The sequence below is a fragment of the Paenibacillus sp. P4_A9 genome, from assembly GCF_056402415.1.
On sequence record NZ_JBFUHL010000055.1, the window covers coordinates 1 to 16300 of the forward strand.

The following is a 16300-nucleotide window of genomic DNA, read 5'->3' on the forward strand; positions in this document are numbered from 1 at the left end:
GTTCCAGCCTACGAACGTATAGCCTTTATTCACCAAGCCGCCCGTGTTTGCTGATACCGTTACTGGTGAATTATATTCATAAGGTTTACTGATACCAGGCACAGTTCCTCCTGTGCTTCCGGTGCCATTATAAGTCACCGTATAAGTTGGACGCGTGTATCTAATTCCTCCGTCCGCTGACACAACAAATGTGTTGTTACCAAAAGCGATTTTAGTACCAAAAGTAAAAGGAAATATACTGCTGTGTTCAACCCAGTTCGTTCCATTCGTGGAGGAGTAAACAGTGGATGTCCCCGGCACTACAAATGTGCCGTTGCCGTAAGCTGAAGAATAAAAATATTGTATTTGGTTTACTGAATATGGCGTCCATTTCGCTCCGTCACGAGAGGTGAAAATTAATCCTTCACTTAATAACGTAAATAAACCATTTCCAAAGCCGACACCATAAATTTTCTTATATCTCACTTCAAGCTGACTGCCAGCCCATTTCACACCATCACTGGATGTTAATATAAAATTATTTGTTTGAACCCCATCGAAATTCGTACCTATAGCAACAAATTTGCCGTTACCAAAGGTGACACTTTTAAGATTATACCAGCTTCCGACTAATAACTTCGTCCAGCTTCGTTCTGCTCCGTCACTGGAGATCAGAATCGTGCCACCGGCTGCTACGGCCACAAATTTGCCGTTTCCATAAGCGACACCCTCAAGGTATGGTGCGGAGTCGTTGGTTGTTTTCGATGGATAACCTCCCTTCCAATTCACGCCATCATTGGAGGTCATGATATAAGCAGATCCAGGTTGATCACTTCCCACCGCTACAAACTTACCGCTGCCATAAGTAACGCCATACAAAGTCCCTAGCCCATTGGAGTTACTTTTCACCCAATTATCCCCATCACTGGAGGAAACAATTGCTCCCCCATTCCCTACAGCTACAAACTTGTTATTGCCGAATGTGATACCTTTAACACCAGATACTGGGGTTTCTGCTTTTGTCCAATTGTCAAGATAATCAGCAAAAGCAACGGCAGGAATCAATCCTGCTAATATAAAGAGTACCGTAAATAGCGAAATACAACGTCTAATCATACATGTTCAACGCACCTTTTCTTTTATTCTATAATGTAAAATCTCGATTTAATTTTACATGATATGAAAACAAAAAGATCTCCCCCGTTTGGGGGAGAAAGGAGAGTTTTTTCATATATTTTTATAGTTATTTCTCCAAAACTAGATCCGCCAGAATCAGATTAAGCAGTCCCTCAGTTCGAATTAGCAGTTTGTAGGATTATTAGCTCTTATTTCAGCAGCAGTGAGGATGATGGGGCCAGTAACAGTTGCAGTGGTTCCTGGATCAATATTTAATGCTTTCAATCGGTACTCAACTAATTGTGGTCCTTGTGTGAGAATCGGCGTATTATCTACAAAAGTAAAAGTAGTAGTAGCATCATTGTCAGCAGCGCCATCTGCTTCGTCAGCTGTTGTAAATATCGTTTCTTCCATCCCGCCTGGTCTTGTACGAGTAAAAGTAAAAAGCACTGTAGGAGAACCTGTAATTGCTTTCCATCCTACAGTACCATTTAACCAAACTCTATCGGTTATAAAATCGATAACCAATCGAACCAGTGCCAAGGTGATCGGAGAAGCAGGAGTAAGAGGAATCGATATTCCTTGAGCAGGTAATACTGGAGCTGTCATCGGCTGATCAGCAACAAACTCTGTCAACAACCCTTGTTTGCCATGTGTCGAACAGCTGGAGCATTCTTTCTCTTTATCTTTATTCTTATCGCTCATTTGAAATTGCCTCCTTTCTATTAAGCTATTACACCATATGATTTACTCTATCAAATTGTTTGTACATTTGTTAACGGGCAATCGTTTGTTTTTTCATAGGTTTCATATACGCTAGAAAATCCTTGAATATTTTGGTGCAAGCAGCGTAAAGAGGCCACTTCGCAAGCGGCCTCAACAAAAATCACAACCTCTCGGTTGTGATTTTTATACTTCAGCGGGTATGATTCAATATCGTTGCCAGTAGTTTACCGTCTCCCCGATTGGTGATCGTTCCTGAGGCTGTATCAGAAAAAGTACTAGCTATCGATAACCTTAAACCATACTGAAGATTGATCCTTAGGGTCTCCATTGTAATTTATCAAGATTTCTTCACCCGCTTTAATATCTTTATAGGCAAAGAAGTCAATGGATAAATTATTTTTATTCGATAAATATCTCGCATTGGGAGAGTAAGAGTGATTGTATAATGCACCGTATCCTAGTACTAAAGCTTTATCCTCTCCCCAACGGAAAACATAGTTTTTGAGGATGCTCTCCCTCACTTCTTCCCATTCGTCTTTGGAAATAATGATAATCGGGGATGACTCAATGAAGTCACCTTTTTTGAAATTTTCGGTTGCAAAAATGCCTCTGCCATATTTCCCTGTATGTTTCACTTCAATTGTTTTCAGCGTACTTCCTCCTATTCAAGATCCTTTAGATGCTTTCGAAGATAGGCGTTGCGTTTTTCAACAAAGCGAAAGATGAATTCAGGCTCACTATTAAATAGCGCAATGGATTTCTTTTTAAATGGATCCAAAGCAATATAAGGGTTTAATTGCTTATGGAGATTTGTCACCATTGGTTCTATTGCTTTAACCGTAAATTTTGTTTCTAAAATTTCTTCCATAAAACTACGGTATTGCTGCCGTATTTCCTTGACATCCAAAAGGCGTGCAGTGAGTGTATTATAGCCTCTAATCGGAACAGCATAATATTCCATGATTTCGCCATTCCAATTTCGCCCCCAAGTTGCGTCATAATCCCAAGGGATCATCTGATATAATTTCGTCTCTTCATTTCGAATCAAGGAATAGTTGTGAATAAATCCATCATAGTTTTGTGTACAAACTGCCCCGCATAACCACAATAAATAATTGTCGATATCCATATCCTTTTTTATCGCATCGCCAAATTGGTCTCGGTTAATTGTATTTATTTGGACAATAAACCTTTCTAAATCTTGTTTATCCTTATCACTACCCATTTTTTGAAAATATCCAGACAGAAGGGAAGGTTTTGGTTTTTCCTTCGGTGTTAATAAAGAAAAATTCGCATGGTAGATCGTGGCATAAAATATAGGACCCGAAGGCAGCTCTCTCTTTTGTAAAAAAAACTCATCCACCGATTCAAGTTCTAGATAAATTCCCTTTGGCTCCCCATTCAATTCAAGAAAAACATGCTTACTATTCGGAGCAAGACACCCAATGCTCTGGAAAAAATCAAAAGAGAGCTTGTTGCGTATTAAAGATGGATCCCGATATTCAGCATTTAAGTGTATCTCACGCCCAGCAAATTCATCTTTATATGACCTAAAGTCGATGCAATAGGATTTTTTTCGGAAATTACGGGTATGATCGCCCCGATAGGAGATCCCAATCTCATATGGAATGTTGTCTACAATTAATTTGGAAGGAACAGGGTCATCTTTCCATACATCATTATTTAGTACCTTAAGATCCTTCGGCTCAATCGTTACATGATAAGTAGGAATATCAGTATGTTCCATTTAATCATTCCCTTGCTTTTTTTATATCTTATGAGGAAATAAGTGGTGTTGATAATAAATCTAGACTTTACACTAGAACAAATAAAATTCGATTTACATAATATACAGCACCTTGATTTATAAGGAATTTTTACGATGGGTGGTCAAGTCAATATGGGTGAAACTCAAATATTAGATTTAATTAAACAAGCTCAAGATATCGGTCTAGATGAGTTCTTAGTTCAAAATCCAGTGTCAAATAAAGGTACTGGCGGTACTGGAACTGGTGGTACAGGTAAAGGCACTGGTGGCACTGGTAAAGGCACTGGCGGTACAGGTAAAGGCACTGGCGGTACGGGCAAAGGCACTGGCGGTACGGGTAAAGGCACTGGTAAAGGTAAGGGAAAAGGAACTGGTAAAGGTACTGGTAAAGGTACTGGTAAAGGTACTGGTAAAGGTACGGGTAAAGGAACCGGTAAAGGTACGGGTAAAGGTACTGGTAAAGGTACTGGCGGTACAGGCAAAGGTACGGGTGGCACTGGCAAAGGTACGGGTGGCACTGGCAAAGGTACGGGTGGTACGGGCAAAGGTACGGGTGGTACGGGTAAAGGTACGGGTGGCACTGGCAAAGGCACGGGTGGTACGGGCAAAGGTACGGGTGGTACGGGTAAAGGTTCAGGTAAAAAGGCAGATTAAGAATAAAATAAAAGCAGGCAATAAAAATATTGCCTGCTTCATAACCCTCCCAAACTACATTACTAAAAACCCGCGAATTGTCTGATCTAATATCCTTGAAAAGTGTAGTTACATGGTCGGCGAATGGACGCTTTTAATATGTTGTATGTTTGTGTAAAAGGTCTTGCCTTCCGCTGTAATCATGTGGACGATATTGTTTTCAATTTCTTTTAGTAATCCGATCTTACTAGGGGTTCTACCCAAGTCAAATACAACAATTTTACCTTCCAACTTTCTAAGTTGTTCCTCGAAGGAGCGCGATAGAGGCAAATCGGAAGGATTTACAGGAAAACATTTTTTATCCAAAAGGTAAGGTGTATGGTAGTCATTATATGGAATAAGCCATTTCAAATGGATTAACGGGATAAACATCGTTTTATAAACAGGGGAATAAAATTCGAAGTAATTCGTCATGATATGGGTAATGTATCCATGTACAGGCTGATACCCAGAAACAAAAATCTCTGTAAATACCCCCTTGGAATTCATTAACATTTTTCTATACGAAATTTTGTCACTACTAATTGGCTTTTCAGTAAGAGCGGAGAAGTCCGTTGTATTTTTTTTGGTATTCATACTGACATTGAGAATATGAAAAGAAGGAATATAAATATAGCGTTCTCCGTTAAATATAACTAGGATATCTTGCCCCACATCTACCAAAATGCCGGTATGCCATTTATCACCGAGCAATTCAACATCAATAACCGCTCCTAGCTTCTTCTGAAAAAGGTCCATCAATGTTACCTCCTCTCACTTAAATAGCCAGCCCGTCCATACATATAAACAAAAGAGACTTATAATAAGACCGATAGGAACGATCATAATCGTCACTTTCATATATTGACTCCATGTAAGTGTTATATGATGTTTTCGAAGAATATGCATCCATATCAATGAAGCTAACGTCCCCATTGGTAAAAGTAAGGATCCAATATCTGCACCAATGACTGTGGCCAAATAGGCAGTATGCATAGTAAAAGTGTCTAATCCCATATTTTGCAAAGATAAGGTGCCAATCATAATAGAAGGTAAATTATTAAACAGATTGGACATTGCAGTAAGCAGAAAACCCATCACAAAGATGGCATTAAAGTGACTTTGGGCAACCGCACCGCCTAACCATTGTACGAGAAAATCCGTCAGACCTGAATTATGGAGCCCGTAAATGATGACATAAATACTAAAAGCGAATATTAGTATATGCCAAGGCGTTTTTACAAATATATCCCTCGGTCCAATTCCTTTACGTATCCACCTAACTGCAATTAGCACAATTGCACCTATGATTGCCGGCCACTCCGTTGCAACCCCAAGCGGGGTCAGCAAGAAAAAGCTGCATCGAATCAGAATGACAACTAGGATGCAAATACGAAACAAACCCCAATCAATATATCCTTTTTCCTGCGGATCTACCTTTAGAGGATGAAAAGTCGAAGAATTATTGTGTACAATAGTGCTTATCGAATTTGGCTGCAAGGCCGTAATTTTCACGGGAATCTCGCGCTTAAAATAGACAAAAAGCAGAAATGTAATTGTAATAATCCCTGTCATGGCGGGTACGAACATCATCGTAGTATAGGTGTTAAGATCTAAACCGACTGTTTTTAACGCAATCAAATTCGCTAGGTTGCTGACTCCGATCGGTGCGCTTGCTCCAGTAGCAACTAACGCGCCTGATAGAAGATACGGAATTTTTTGCCGTGTTTTTAAGTTCAGTATAGATAAGGTTTGGATGATAATGGGGGTTGTTATAAGGATGCTTCCGTCATTATTAAAAAACATCGTCATTAAGAAACATAATATATTAATGTACCAGAATAAGGCTCGACCGGATCCTTTTGCTCGAACAGCCAAATTAATTGCCGCCCACCGAAAAACACCAATACTTTCCAAAACGATAGACATTACAATTGTTGATATAATGGTTATGCTTGCCCCACTGACAATCGTGGCAATATGATATACACCTGAAAGAGGTACAATTCCTAATGCCAAGAAAATCAAAGCACCAAGAGATGTTGGAATGGATTCGTTAATGCCGAACGGCCTCCAAATTATCAACAACGTAACGGTAACAAAAACAATGGAGATTACCGCAGTTGTTATATCAAACATGTGCCTGCACCTCACAAGGGTTGGCTGCTGATGGTTTACGATTCAGAACAATGACATGGAGGGTGAGAATTTGATAACATTTAGATCCAGTAAGGAATAAAATGTTCCGCATCTCCCCCCACCTCCCACCAAAGAATTAAAATTCAGAAATGCATTATTTTTTTTCGGTGTTATCTTGCTTTTGTTCCTTTTTTTCGTTATTATCTTGCTTTTTTTCGTTATTATCTTGCTTTTTTTCCTCTTCTTTTTTGACACCATAAGACATGCTTTTAATATGAAAGTTAAAAACAGTGACCAATTCATGGTTTACAACCATGGTAACAAAATCATCATTCGTATCAGCCAAAACGCCCTGAATACTTTCATGTCCTCCACGGTTAACTTGGCACCATAGACTTTTCATGCCTTTTAATAGGCTAACAAAATTGTCTGCTTCCATAACTTTCAATGTTGCAGGATAAGCAGGTGCAGTCTGCAAGTACTCCACAGAGTCCTTCGTATTTACTGTGAGACTTTTCAGATGATTCGTGTTGTAGTAGATAAGTCCATCCTTTTCATTATAGATACCCACATAATCAAAACCTACTGCAACAATCTCACCTTGCCGAGACTCAGGACCTCCACGATCAAGTCTTACTTGTTTCCCCATCAACACAGAATAATCAAATGCCATGATAATCATTTCCCCCTTCAGTTAGTGGTTAGTTTTTCTTGCATGATGTATATATACGCACCCGGCAATGGTTTGTACTAAACGAATGACCCGTCTCTTAAAAACTCCACATTTATCACTAGAGGGTATTTGTACGTGGATATAAACACAGCTCCCCTCCAATCATCAGAGCCACGTATACCTTCTTGGATACACGTTTCTCTTGAATGAGTGAAGAGGAGCATAATCGTTCCTTTTATTTAAGTCTTTTTAACATTGGATACATCGGAAATACTGCTTAGGGCAACAACATATACGGTATCTCGTGTGGATAATACAACGAGCCCTTCGTTAAGTCCGATAACAGCTGCATTGGATATATCATTTAACTGTTCGGCTAACGTGTTGAAGTCGACCGTCGCCTTACCGACCAATGGATTAAATAAGTTCATCATTGCCGGGCTTTCGCAGTTATCCATTTCGTTTTTATCGGCGTTTTCTTTATCTTTAATCATTGTAATGTCGAAATCTCCCGTCCATATCTCTAAGCCTGCAATTAGATGAATTGGCACGAAGTATTCGATTCCGTTACTTGTAAAGTTCACTATTAAATTTTCGGCGGAAATGATTTTCGCATTGGAATATTTGCCGTTTGTATAGTCTAATGTGTGCAACTCTTTTAACTTTTTGTCTTTTAGTTGAACAAGAAGATTTTGCATGGCATCCGCACTATGGCAGCATTTGCAGCTCTCGTTGCTGGACCTATCTTCCTTTTTATGCGGTCCTGGCGGTTTAGGCTTAGGTGGTCCCGGAGGCCCTGGCGGCTTCGGCGGCCCTGGAGGTCCTTCTGGTCCTTTCGGTCCTTCTGGTCCTTTGGGCCCTTCTGGTCCTTTCGGTCCTTCTGGTCCTTTCGGTCCTTTCGGTCCTTCTGGTCCCTTCGGTCCTGCTGGTCCTGCTGGTCCTGCTGGCCCCGCTGGCCCTGCTGGCCCTTCCGGTCCCGCTGGTCCTGCTGGCCCCGGTGGTCCCGGTGGCCCGGCTGGTCCCCTTTCTCCCCTAGGGCATAGCTTACAATGATGTTTTTTGCATGTATGCTTTCTTTTACGTTTGTGGCATGCATTTTTTTTCTTTTTCTTATGCTTCGTACATTTGCATGGCTCTTTTCGATTGCATACTAAACAAAGCTCCTCCAAGCCACCTTCTTGCGTATGGGAGATGTTTGTTTTTTCCTTTACTTTGTACGGACTAAGTTTAGCAACAACTTTTTCAATACGAAACGTCTTCGTACCAAAAGCTCTAGGATTAAAAAACACATGCGATCGATTCATCATGACGAACCCCTCCTTTCAGAATAGTAGGCATTTGCTAATAGAGAACATTTATCTATGTGGGTATTTGCAATAACAGTGTATGAACCTATAAAATAGCCTGTTCTAGTGAAATAGCACATTTTGGGACGAATATAGAATTATTATTGCTTTTTAGAAGAAATACGGGCTATACCCTAGTTCGCTCACATTAACGTGACATATACATGCAGTATAAATATCGCTTCAAGTCATCTGTCAGGTAATATATGTGCAGTGTCATTAGTTATACGCCAACGAACAGGAGGTATCCCTATGTTAATCGTCAGTATACTTATTCTTTCGGGAATGGGTTTGTATGCTATATTAAAGCCTCCGACAGAGCTATACACGAGGTCATTAAATACTGATATATTTCCAGAACTTAATAGGAACAGTGCACAGAATACTACCTTTTTGAAAGCTCAACCTATCAGGGAGATGGGTAATAATGACTTTGACTAGATTATAGTAGACATAGGTTGCCGCAAGCTCACAACGCAAAAAAGCACATGTAACCAGGAACATTTTTCTCCTGATTGATTGCGCTTTTTGGGGGTGCTTGAAAGACATCTTCACGCCAGAGTATAAGGAATAAATACGGTAATTTTCGTATCTTTCCCGAGTTGAGATTCGACCTTATAAATCTAGTTGAATAATCTGAACAAGTAGAAACGAATCATCTTATTTTGACTTTCACTATCGGTTATTTTCTCATCGTATATACTAATCATTTAATCCCTTTCCATTAAGTATTTGCTGCATATATTTTTCAATCCTTGACTCACGTGTTTTGGATTGCTTGGGTTCAGAGAAATGAAGGAGATATGCTCTTTGCCGTCCCGGTGTTAATGCTTCGAAAGCAGTTTTCAAGGCAGGGATTTCATCGAATTTATTTTGCAATTCATCGGGTATGGTGTATTCTGTGTTCTTTTTATATTCCACTTCCACACCGGACTTTTCAACTTCTATGGCTTCATAAATATAGTCTTTCAAGATGTTTTCCATGGCAATGATTTCTCGAACATCGGTGAATCGAATCTGGCGGGCCGCCTGTACATTCTCCGTTTGTTGGATTAGAATCCCCTCGGGATCCTTTAACAAGACACCTTTGTGAAACAGAATCGCACAGTATTCTTTAAATCCGTGTATTAAAAGGATGTTTTTATTTTGAAACGTGTAACAAGGATGCATCCATTTGAAGTCTTCGGTTAACTCACAGTCAAGAATGATATTTCTCAACTTCTCAAATTCTGCTTGCCACGTTTTAGCCTTACGTAGAAATCCATCAACTTTTGGATTCTTCATACTTTGTGTCATCAAGGAACACCCCTCTTTAATGGTAAAAAAGAGCTGCCGCGAGGCGAGCTCCTTCACTATCTGTATACCGAATGCGGTTATTGTTCCAACAACTTTTTAAGCTCACCGTGCCAATTACTCCAACCATACTTAGCACCCTCGAGTCCTTGAGGCGTTGCGATTCCAGTTTGTTCGAGATGAAGGTTAACCTTGCCGTCCCCTAGATCCTGCAGCGTCCAGACGACCGTGTGCTCCTCACCCGTTACTCCCCACGTATACGACAACCGGTTTGGTGGGTCAACGATAAGTACTTCGCCGTCAATCAGTCCATTCCACCATTCGTTCGGCTGAGAGCGAAACTGAAAACGGTGTCCTACGATGGGCTTAAAATCATTTTCCAAGACCCACTTGGCAAGTTTGTTTGAATCGGTTAAAGCGGACCACAGCTTCTCCATCGTAGTCGTGTATTGAAAATCCAAGGTTAATGTTAAACTCATTCTTATTCCTCCTCTAATAAATGGTTCAAGCGAAACATATTTGTACGCCAGAATTTGCTGTAGTAAGCCACCCAATCTTTAACTTCTATGAGTGGAGCGGCGTTTAGCCTAAATCGCGTTTCTCTACCAACTTTTCGTTCAAGTACCAGTCCAGCCTCTCTTAGAATTGTCAAATGCTTGGATACTGCTGTACGGCCCATTTGAAACTGTGCTGTTAATTCATGAAGAGGTATCTCTTCTGCCTCTGCTAATAGTCGAATTAGTTGACGCCTAGTTGGATCTGCAATCGCGTCAAACACATCCCGTAACTGGTTGTTCTCGTCCACAACACCCTCTCCCTTACTAGTATTACCAAGGGACGGCCGTTAATTTCACCAATTTCCCTTTAGTATGTGACTATTCGGATGCAGTCCAAGAGGCAAAAATTATTTATTAGACACCATTTAGTGTCTCATTTATAATATGACACCATATGGTGTCATGTCAACAACATTTTTATGGCGATAAAATAATAAAAGCCGCAAATACGCGGCTTCGTAAGGGGGGCATTTCAGCAGCATGCCACAAGGCTTTTAGTTATTAGTGACTTTCATAATATCCTGATTCTGGGTAATTTTCTTCCTTTTCAAAAAAAGAGATATCCTTCTGAATAATCGGATCTATGATCGATACAGCATCCTTTGTTGTTACATGCCAATCCTCATTTGAACTAAGGACTTCAGTTAAAAAAGCATCAATATCCATGGTCTGCGATTCCTTCCTTTATCTTCCTCTAGCTTATAACAGTATTGGTGATGCAGATCATGTTTATTCAAAAGAGTATCGCTGTTCTTATTTGAAATAGATCAATCGTTCTCCGGCCACCATCATATGAAATTTTTGCGCGGGATACTTGTGAAACAAATAATCGACGAAGTAGGACGGGTTATCGCTATTATTGGAAAACATATCGAAATGGATAGGCACGAGAAGATCCGTACCGATCTCAACGCCGAAATCCGCCGCTTCACGGAAGTTCATGTTGCCTGCAATTCCCCTGGAGGTTCGGGCGTAATCCCCTCCGTTAATCGGCAGCAGCGTTACGTGAGGGTGAAATTTCTTGGCCTGCTCGATCAATTCAGGGGTGACTAACGTATCTCCTGTATGGAAAATTCGCACCCCGTTGATTTCAATAAAATAGCCCAAATAATACTGATTGCCTTCCTGATCAGCCTCATACGCCGTGTGCGCTCCCGCTACAGGGGTAATGGTTACGCCTTTAACGGAAATTGCTCGCTGCTGCGTTGCAGGTATAATACGGCTCGAATCCAGTTCAATGTCTTGCAGCATATATACATGTGATGCCGGAGCCGCAAATTGTGTCTCTGGATGCGCCTGTGAAACACCTTTGATCGTAGTCAAATCCATGTGATCATTATGAAAATGCGTGATTAATACCATGTCTACATCCAGCTCCTGTGGAGAGAGCGGAGGCGGAATTTCCCGCTTAAATTCGGTGTCAGGATTTTCCAATTCAATCGAATAACTTAAGTAAGGGTCTACACAAATAATGGCGTCGGTGCTCCCTCCTTTTATCAGCACTCCCGCTTGCCCCAAACTCCATATCGCTACCCCGCCTTTAGGAATATTCGTTCTTTGAATATCCTTGAGCAGCGATTCACCATCGTTGTAAATAGGTCTTAAATGCTCTTTTGCCATTCGGTTACACTCCTTTTTGTGATTGTCTAGATTGCACCCACTACCCGATGAGGAACATACATCTCTTCCAGCGAAGCAATTTATCCAGGCGTTAGGATAATGGGGTGCTCGTCCAACGATTTCCTCGCTTGTTCCGTGTGAATAGATATTTGTCGAATCAAAAAAATTGATACCCAGCTCCAGCGCTTTTTTTATAATAGGACGACTGTTCTCTTGATTGCTCCTCATTTCCAATAGGTATTATTTCCCTCCTATGTAGTTTACTCCTTGGAGTTAACTCCAAGTCAAGTGATTTCCTATCGAAAAAACAGCGCACACCCTCTGTAAGGAAGATGTGCGCTGCTTTTCTGTTGCGGAAATTAAAACGTGTTATACACATTTTCACATTCTTTCGCGGTCGGCTCATAAAAACAATGCTTCTTGTAGCGTCCTGCTTTCGGCTGATTATACCAGGTATCTGGACATGGTCCAGGATTGTCGAATGTTCCCGGCCGAAAATACCAGAGGGAGAATTTACCTGGCCAAATCCGCTCCCCATCCACAGCTCTTTGTGCTAGGCGACGCTCTCTTTCTCTTGCATTTTGATAGTACAAGCCGTGCTGCAACGCTTCAAACGCATGCGGTTGGTTGATCATTTGGGGAATTGTCCGGAGATTTTTAAAATCGGAGCAATTCGCTCTTATTCGATTAATGCCAACATTTCCAACAAGTAGCATACCTGTTTCGCCTTCGGTCTCAGCTTCAGCTCGAAGCAACCTTGCCAACATGTCGATATCCTGCTTTCTAGCTTTTACGACAGCCATTCGCTCACCTCTTTTGATTGTGTCTAGACCCATCATATTGTAGGTGAAGCGGATGTGTTACTCTGGTATTTTGGGATGCTCAATTCGACATTTATAAATACTTACAAAATCTGATATAGTTATAAGTAGATCGTATAATCCTTAAAGGAAAACCTCCAATTAGAAGGAAGTGTTTAAACATGAATCTAGAAATGGTTATGCAAGAGCTTGAATCTCTCGGCAAGGAACGAATGAAGAAAATGTACATGTCTAATGGTGCGCACGAACCGCTTTTTGGGGTAACCACAGGAGAAATGAAGCCTATCGCTAAGAAAATTAAAATAAATCAGCCTCTGGCTGAGCAACTTTACAGTACAGGGAACTACGATGCCATGTACTTTGCTGGTGTAATTGCAGACCCGAACGCCATGACTGTAGCGGATTATGATCGTTGGATTGATACAGCGTATTTCTATATGATTTCCGATTTTGTGGTTGCAGTAACGTTGGCAGAAGCCGAGATTGCGCAAGAAGTCGCAGATAAATGGATCGCAAGCGGTGAAGAACTGAAAATGTCAGCGGGCTGGAGTTGTTACTGTTGGCTATTAGGAAATCGCAAAGATAGTGAATTTTCGGAAAGTAAACTTGCAAATATGCTCGATATGGTGAGAAATACGATACATGAGGCTCCAGAAAGAACGAAGTACTCGATGAATAATTTCATTTACACAGTGGGGGTATCTTATATACCGCTTCACGAAAAGGCAATTGAAACCGCAATGTTAGTTGGTCCAGTAGAAATTAACAGTAAAAAGAAAATTCATGCTTATCCAAATATTCAAAAAGAACTCGAAAAAGGGAGAATTGGTTTCAAACGTAAACATGTAAGGTGTTAAACGTGGATACGCCGAACCATTTAATGGTATAATGAACGATAGAAAATCTAAAATACATATAGTTAGGCGGTATTGATAATGGAAACAGGTAATCAAACAATTACGGTAGAAACGACGATCAACGCTCCAGTTGAAAAAGTGTGGGCAAATTGGACAGAACCACAGCATATTACGCAATGGTCTTTTGCTTCTGATGACTGGCATGCACCCACTGCCGAAAATGATCTAACGGTTGGCGGAAAATTTCTGACCAGAATGGAAGCTAAGGATGGCAGCTTTGGATTTGATTTTGGTGGCGTTTATGATGAAGTGAGAACAAATGAATTTATTGCTTACACATTGGGCGATGGAAGAAAAGTTGCGATCACTTTTATTAGTCAAGATAACAATACGAAGGTCATTGAAACTTTTGATCCAGAAACCACCAATCCAATTGAGATGCAACAAGCAGGCTGGCAGGCGTTTTTGGATAATTTCAAAAAATATAGTGAAGCTTCTAAATAAACATGCACTTCTCATTTTAAAATGATAAAACCCCATTAAAATCCCGGCGGAGAATTTCCCGCCGGGATTTTAATGGCTTCGGAGTTTTTACTGAATCTYCAAATAATCAAGGTAAGCATCCCATGTCCCGTCATCACTTGTTCCTTCCTTCCAACATTTCCCTTGAAAGCGATTACATGCATTATCATATCAGAGCAAATCTCACTATTTCACCTGAATAACTCAATGACTCACATTAAAAAGAGGCTGTCTCAAAATTAACTATTTTTGAAATGCGAGTCAGTTTTCAAAATGTAGAAAAGCTGCAGGCCGCTTTCATACTCGAGTTAGTCGGTTTAGTCCGAAATTGTCGACTTAATCTCACTGATCGCGTCATTAATTTTCAATTAGTCCTAAAAAGCCCAACTAAATCGCCCCAAACAACCCTCACGCAAGGAAATTGGGTGATTAATTCGGCAGAACCTGACTATTGGTATTTTTTTAATGGAACCCTCGTTTTAATTCGGAGATATCGGACTAACGCATCTAACGCCGTGGAGGTCAAACACTAAGGAGCTAAGCGCATTTAAGCCGCTTAGCTCCTAAAAAATTTACATATCAGTTAAATTTAACGGTACCCCGATGCATCCGCTGGTTTGCCTGCCTCCTGCACCTCTACTAGATACCGCCAGCAGTCTGGCTGTGAGCCATCCAGATCTTGAAACCCATAGATTTGCGAGAGCGCTCCGCTGGATACCGATTGTCCATTCCATCGACAAACCTCTGGATCTGCGGCAAGAGCTGCCACAGCTCGGCCCATGAAACGCGGCGTTTCCGAGATGATGAAATGCGGTTCAGCTATTGTCGCGTCGCGCCAATTATCTTCCTTGACACCAAAGTGCTCAAGCATGATTTCAGAACGCATCCACCCCGGCGTCACGGCGATAGCCGTGCATAGATAGGGCGCAAGCTCATGGGAAAGTGACTTTGCCATACGTACGACAGATGTCTTAGCTAGATCGTAAAACATGGATAAACGGTAGTTGTTATTGTTGTATTCTGCCGTACCGTCTGTTACCTCGATAACGAGTCCACCCTTGTTTCGAATTAACAAGGGTAGTGCAAAGTGGCTTGTAATGATATGTGTATCAATCGCAAGCCTTAGCATACGAAATCCTTTTTCAAGCGATTGCTCCCAAACGGGCACATTCCACTCTGTCAAATATTCACCACCCCACACATCGTTCACCAGAATGTCCAGTCGCCCTTGTTCACTCTCGATGCGAGCAATAAGTGCTTGTACTTGAGCCTCATCCAAATGATCAACTTGAACAGCTATACCTTGTCCACCTGCCTGACAGACTAGTTCAGCGGTTTCTTCTATCGTTTCTGGGCGATTATATTCTGAGCGTTGTGTTCGCGTGGTGCGGCCCGTCACATAAACAGTAGCTCCAGCTGCTCCTAATTCGACTGCAATTCCTCTTCCAGCGCCGCGCGTTGCTCCTGCGACTAAGGCTACTTTTCCTGCTAGAGGTTTCATCGGTATGGTGACTCCCTTCTTTCTTCTCTCGATTATTATAGACCATAATGATGAATTTTGCAGAGGCTAGGAATTGGGTATGCTACTGATGAACAAGATTAATTATTCAATGAACAAGCGAGGCTATTATGAATCCAATCCACCAAGTCCGTTTATTTATTGCTGTGCCGATCCCGTCCAAATGTAAGCATGTGCTCGCAGACTGGATAGATGAACTCAAACCACATTTTCCTTTTCGCAAATGGGTCCATCCTGAGGATCTGCATATTACGCTGCAGTTTCTCGGAGATACACCTTCAGACAGTGTCCCTCGCATTACCCAGGCGCTGCAGGAAATAGAGGCAGCATCTAATCCCCTCATGCTGCGTGTGGAATCCCTCAGCATATTCGGCCGACCATCCCACCCTTCTGTGCTGTGGGCCGGTGTCGGTGGTGATGTAGAAAGTCTTCACATCTTACAGCAACAGGTAGCTGGCGCACTTACGCCGCTTGGTTTTACGCCTGAAGAGCGCACATTTCACCCGCATCTGACGCTTGCACGGAAATTCACAGGGATGACGCCATTTGAGCGTCATACGCTGCGTGATTTCCCGGTGCCAACATCTTCTGGAAGCGACGATCTCRCGTGGAAATCCAAAGAACTTACATTGTATCGGAGTCACTTGAACAAGATACCGATGTATGAAGTAATTTCGGTGACATAAGGGTTG

20 protein-coding genes and 1 pseudogene are annotated in these 16300 nt (G+C 41.4%); 5 read left to right on the forward strand and 16 right to left on the reverse strand.

Annotated features, from left to right (window positions below):
- From AC1DVJ_RS24410 to AC1DVJ_RS24425, 4 genes are all read right to left on the reverse strand, one after another.
- Positions 1–1095, reverse strand: a 1095-nt coding sequence (locus AC1DVJ_RS24410) for a WD40/YVTN/BNR-like repeat-containing protein (protein WP_477594237.1), incomplete at its 3' end; no start/stop codon positions are given.
- 183 nt (positions 1096–1278) lie between these two features.
- Entirely contained in the window at positions 1279–1800 is a 522-nt protein-coding gene (locus AC1DVJ_RS24415) for a hypothetical protein (RefSeq protein WP_477594239.1), read from the reverse strand.
- 296 nt (positions 1801–2096) lie between these two features.
- The gene (locus AC1DVJ_RS24420) at positions 2097–2456 is read right to left on the reverse strand and encodes an SET domain-containing protein (protein ID WP_477594242.1); all 360 of its coding nucleotides are present in this window, start codon (positions 2454–2456) and stop codon (positions 2097–2099) included.
- 26 nt (positions 2457–2482) lie between these two features.
- Positions 2483–3568: a CotH kinase family protein gene (locus AC1DVJ_RS24425; protein WP_477594244.1), complete on the reverse strand. Its 1086-nt coding sequence runs from the start codon at positions 3566–3568 to the stop codon at positions 2483–2485.
- Positions 3569–3721: 153 nt separating this feature from the next.
- Here AC1DVJ_RS24425 and AC1DVJ_RS24430 point away from each other — a divergent pair, with 153 nt between their 5' ends.
- Entirely contained in the window at positions 3722–4243 is a 522-nt protein-coding gene (locus tag AC1DVJ_RS24430) for a hypothetical protein (RefSeq protein WP_477594246.1), read from the forward strand.
- A 108-nt stretch (positions 4244–4351) separates the two neighbouring features.
- Here the strand turns inward: AC1DVJ_RS24430 and AC1DVJ_RS24435 are convergent, their stop codons facing one another.
- From AC1DVJ_RS24435 to AC1DVJ_RS24450, 4 genes are all read right to left on the reverse strand, one after another.
- Complete coding sequence (locus tag AC1DVJ_RS24435; protein WP_477594248.1) at positions 4352–5020, reverse strand: DUF2642 domain-containing protein; 669 nt, start codon at positions 5018–5020, stop codon at positions 4352–4354.
- Positions 5021–5035: 15 nt separating this feature from the next.
- Positions 5036–6400, reverse strand: coding sequence for an arsenic transporter (locus tag AC1DVJ_RS24440; protein ID WP_477594250.1), 1365 nt, complete (start codon positions 6398–6400; stop codon positions 5036–5038).
- Positions 6401–6554: 154 nt separating this feature from the next.
- The gene (locus AC1DVJ_RS24445) at positions 6555–7073 is read right to left on the reverse strand and encodes a hypothetical protein (protein ID WP_477594252.1); all 519 of its coding nucleotides are present in this window, start codon (positions 7071–7073) and stop codon (positions 6555–6557) included.
- 239 nt (positions 7074–7312) lie between these two features.
- Positions 7313–7771: a hypothetical protein gene (locus AC1DVJ_RS24450; protein WP_477594254.1), complete on the reverse strand. Its 459-nt coding sequence runs from the start codon at positions 7769–7771 to the stop codon at positions 7313–7315.
- Here AC1DVJ_RS24450 and AC1DVJ_RS24455 point away from each other — a divergent pair.
- A complete protein-coding gene (locus AC1DVJ_RS24455; protein ID WP_477594256.1) occupies positions 7770–8126 on the forward strand; it encodes a hypothetical protein in 357 nt (118 codons plus the stop codon). The two genes, AC1DVJ_RS24450 and AC1DVJ_RS24455, sit on opposite strands and share 2 nt — an antisense overlap.
- A 995-nt stretch (positions 8127–9121) precedes the next feature.
- Here AC1DVJ_RS24455 and AC1DVJ_RS24460 read toward each other — a convergent pair.
- From AC1DVJ_RS24460 to AC1DVJ_RS24490, 7 genes and pseudogenes are all read right to left on the reverse strand, one after another.
- A complete protein-coding gene (locus AC1DVJ_RS24460) occupies positions 9122–9715 on the reverse strand; it encodes a YdeI/OmpD-associated family protein (RefSeq protein ID WP_477594258.1) in 594 nt (197 codons plus the stop codon).
- A gap of 77 nt (positions 9716–9792) precedes the next feature.
- Positions 9793–10191 (reverse strand): SRPBCC family protein, encoded by a 399-nt coding sequence (locus tag AC1DVJ_RS24465; RefSeq protein WP_477594260.1) that lies wholly within the window; start codon positions 10189–10191, stop codon positions 9793–9795.
- Between the two features lie 2 nt (positions 10192–10193).
- Positions 10194–10517: an ArsR/SmtB family transcription factor gene (locus AC1DVJ_RS24470; protein WP_477594262.1), complete on the reverse strand. Its 324-nt coding sequence runs from the start codon at positions 10515–10517 to the stop codon at positions 10194–10196.
- 253 nt (positions 10518–10770) lie between these two features.
- Positions 10771–10935: a hypothetical protein gene (locus AC1DVJ_RS24475; RefSeq protein ID WP_477594264.1), complete on the reverse strand. Its 165-nt coding sequence runs from the start codon at positions 10933–10935 to the stop codon at positions 10771–10773.
- 87 nt (positions 10936–11022) lie between these two features.
- On the reverse strand, positions 11023–11889 hold the full coding sequence (locus tag AC1DVJ_RS24480; protein WP_477594300.1) for an MBL fold metallo-hydrolase: 867 nt from the start codon (positions 11887–11889) through the stop codon (positions 11023–11025).
- Between the two features lie 105 nt (positions 11890–11994).
- Positions 11995–12108: pseudogene (locus tag AC1DVJ_RS24485) on the reverse strand (aldo/keto reductase); the annotation flags it as partial.
- Positions 12109–12248: 140 nt separating this feature from the next.
- On the reverse strand, positions 12249–12692 hold the full coding sequence (locus AC1DVJ_RS24490) for a cell wall hydrolase (RefSeq protein ID WP_477594266.1): 444 nt from the start codon (positions 12690–12692) through the stop codon (positions 12249–12251).
- Between the two features lie 179 nt (positions 12693–12871).
- Between AC1DVJ_RS24490 and AC1DVJ_RS24495 the strand changes: the two genes are divergently transcribed.
- Positions 12872–13567, forward strand: coding sequence for a DNA alkylation repair protein (locus tag AC1DVJ_RS24495; RefSeq protein ID WP_477594268.1), 696 nt, complete (start codon positions 12872–12874; stop codon positions 13565–13567).
- Positions 13568–13645: 78 nt separating this feature from the next.
- Positions 13646–14071 carry an SRPBCC family protein gene (locus AC1DVJ_RS24500; protein ID WP_477594270.1) on the forward strand — a complete coding sequence of 142 codons (426 nt, stop codon included), beginning with the start codon at positions 13646–13648 and terminating at the stop codon, positions 14069–14071.
- Between the two features lie 607 nt (positions 14072–14678).
- Here the strand turns inward: AC1DVJ_RS24500 and AC1DVJ_RS24505 are convergent.
- Positions 14679–15590, reverse strand: a complete 912-nt coding sequence (locus tag AC1DVJ_RS24505; RefSeq protein WP_477594272.1) for an SDR family oxidoreductase — start codon at positions 15588–15590, stop codon at positions 14679–14681.
- A 128-nt stretch (positions 15591–15718) separates the two neighbouring features.
- Between AC1DVJ_RS24505 and thpR the strand changes: the two genes are divergently transcribed.
- Entirely contained in the window at positions 15719–16294 is a 576-nt protein-coding gene (gene thpR / locus AC1DVJ_RS24510) for an RNA 2',3'-cyclic phosphodiesterase (protein ID WP_477594274.1), read from the forward strand.
- Positions 16295–16300: the final 6 nt, after the last annotated feature.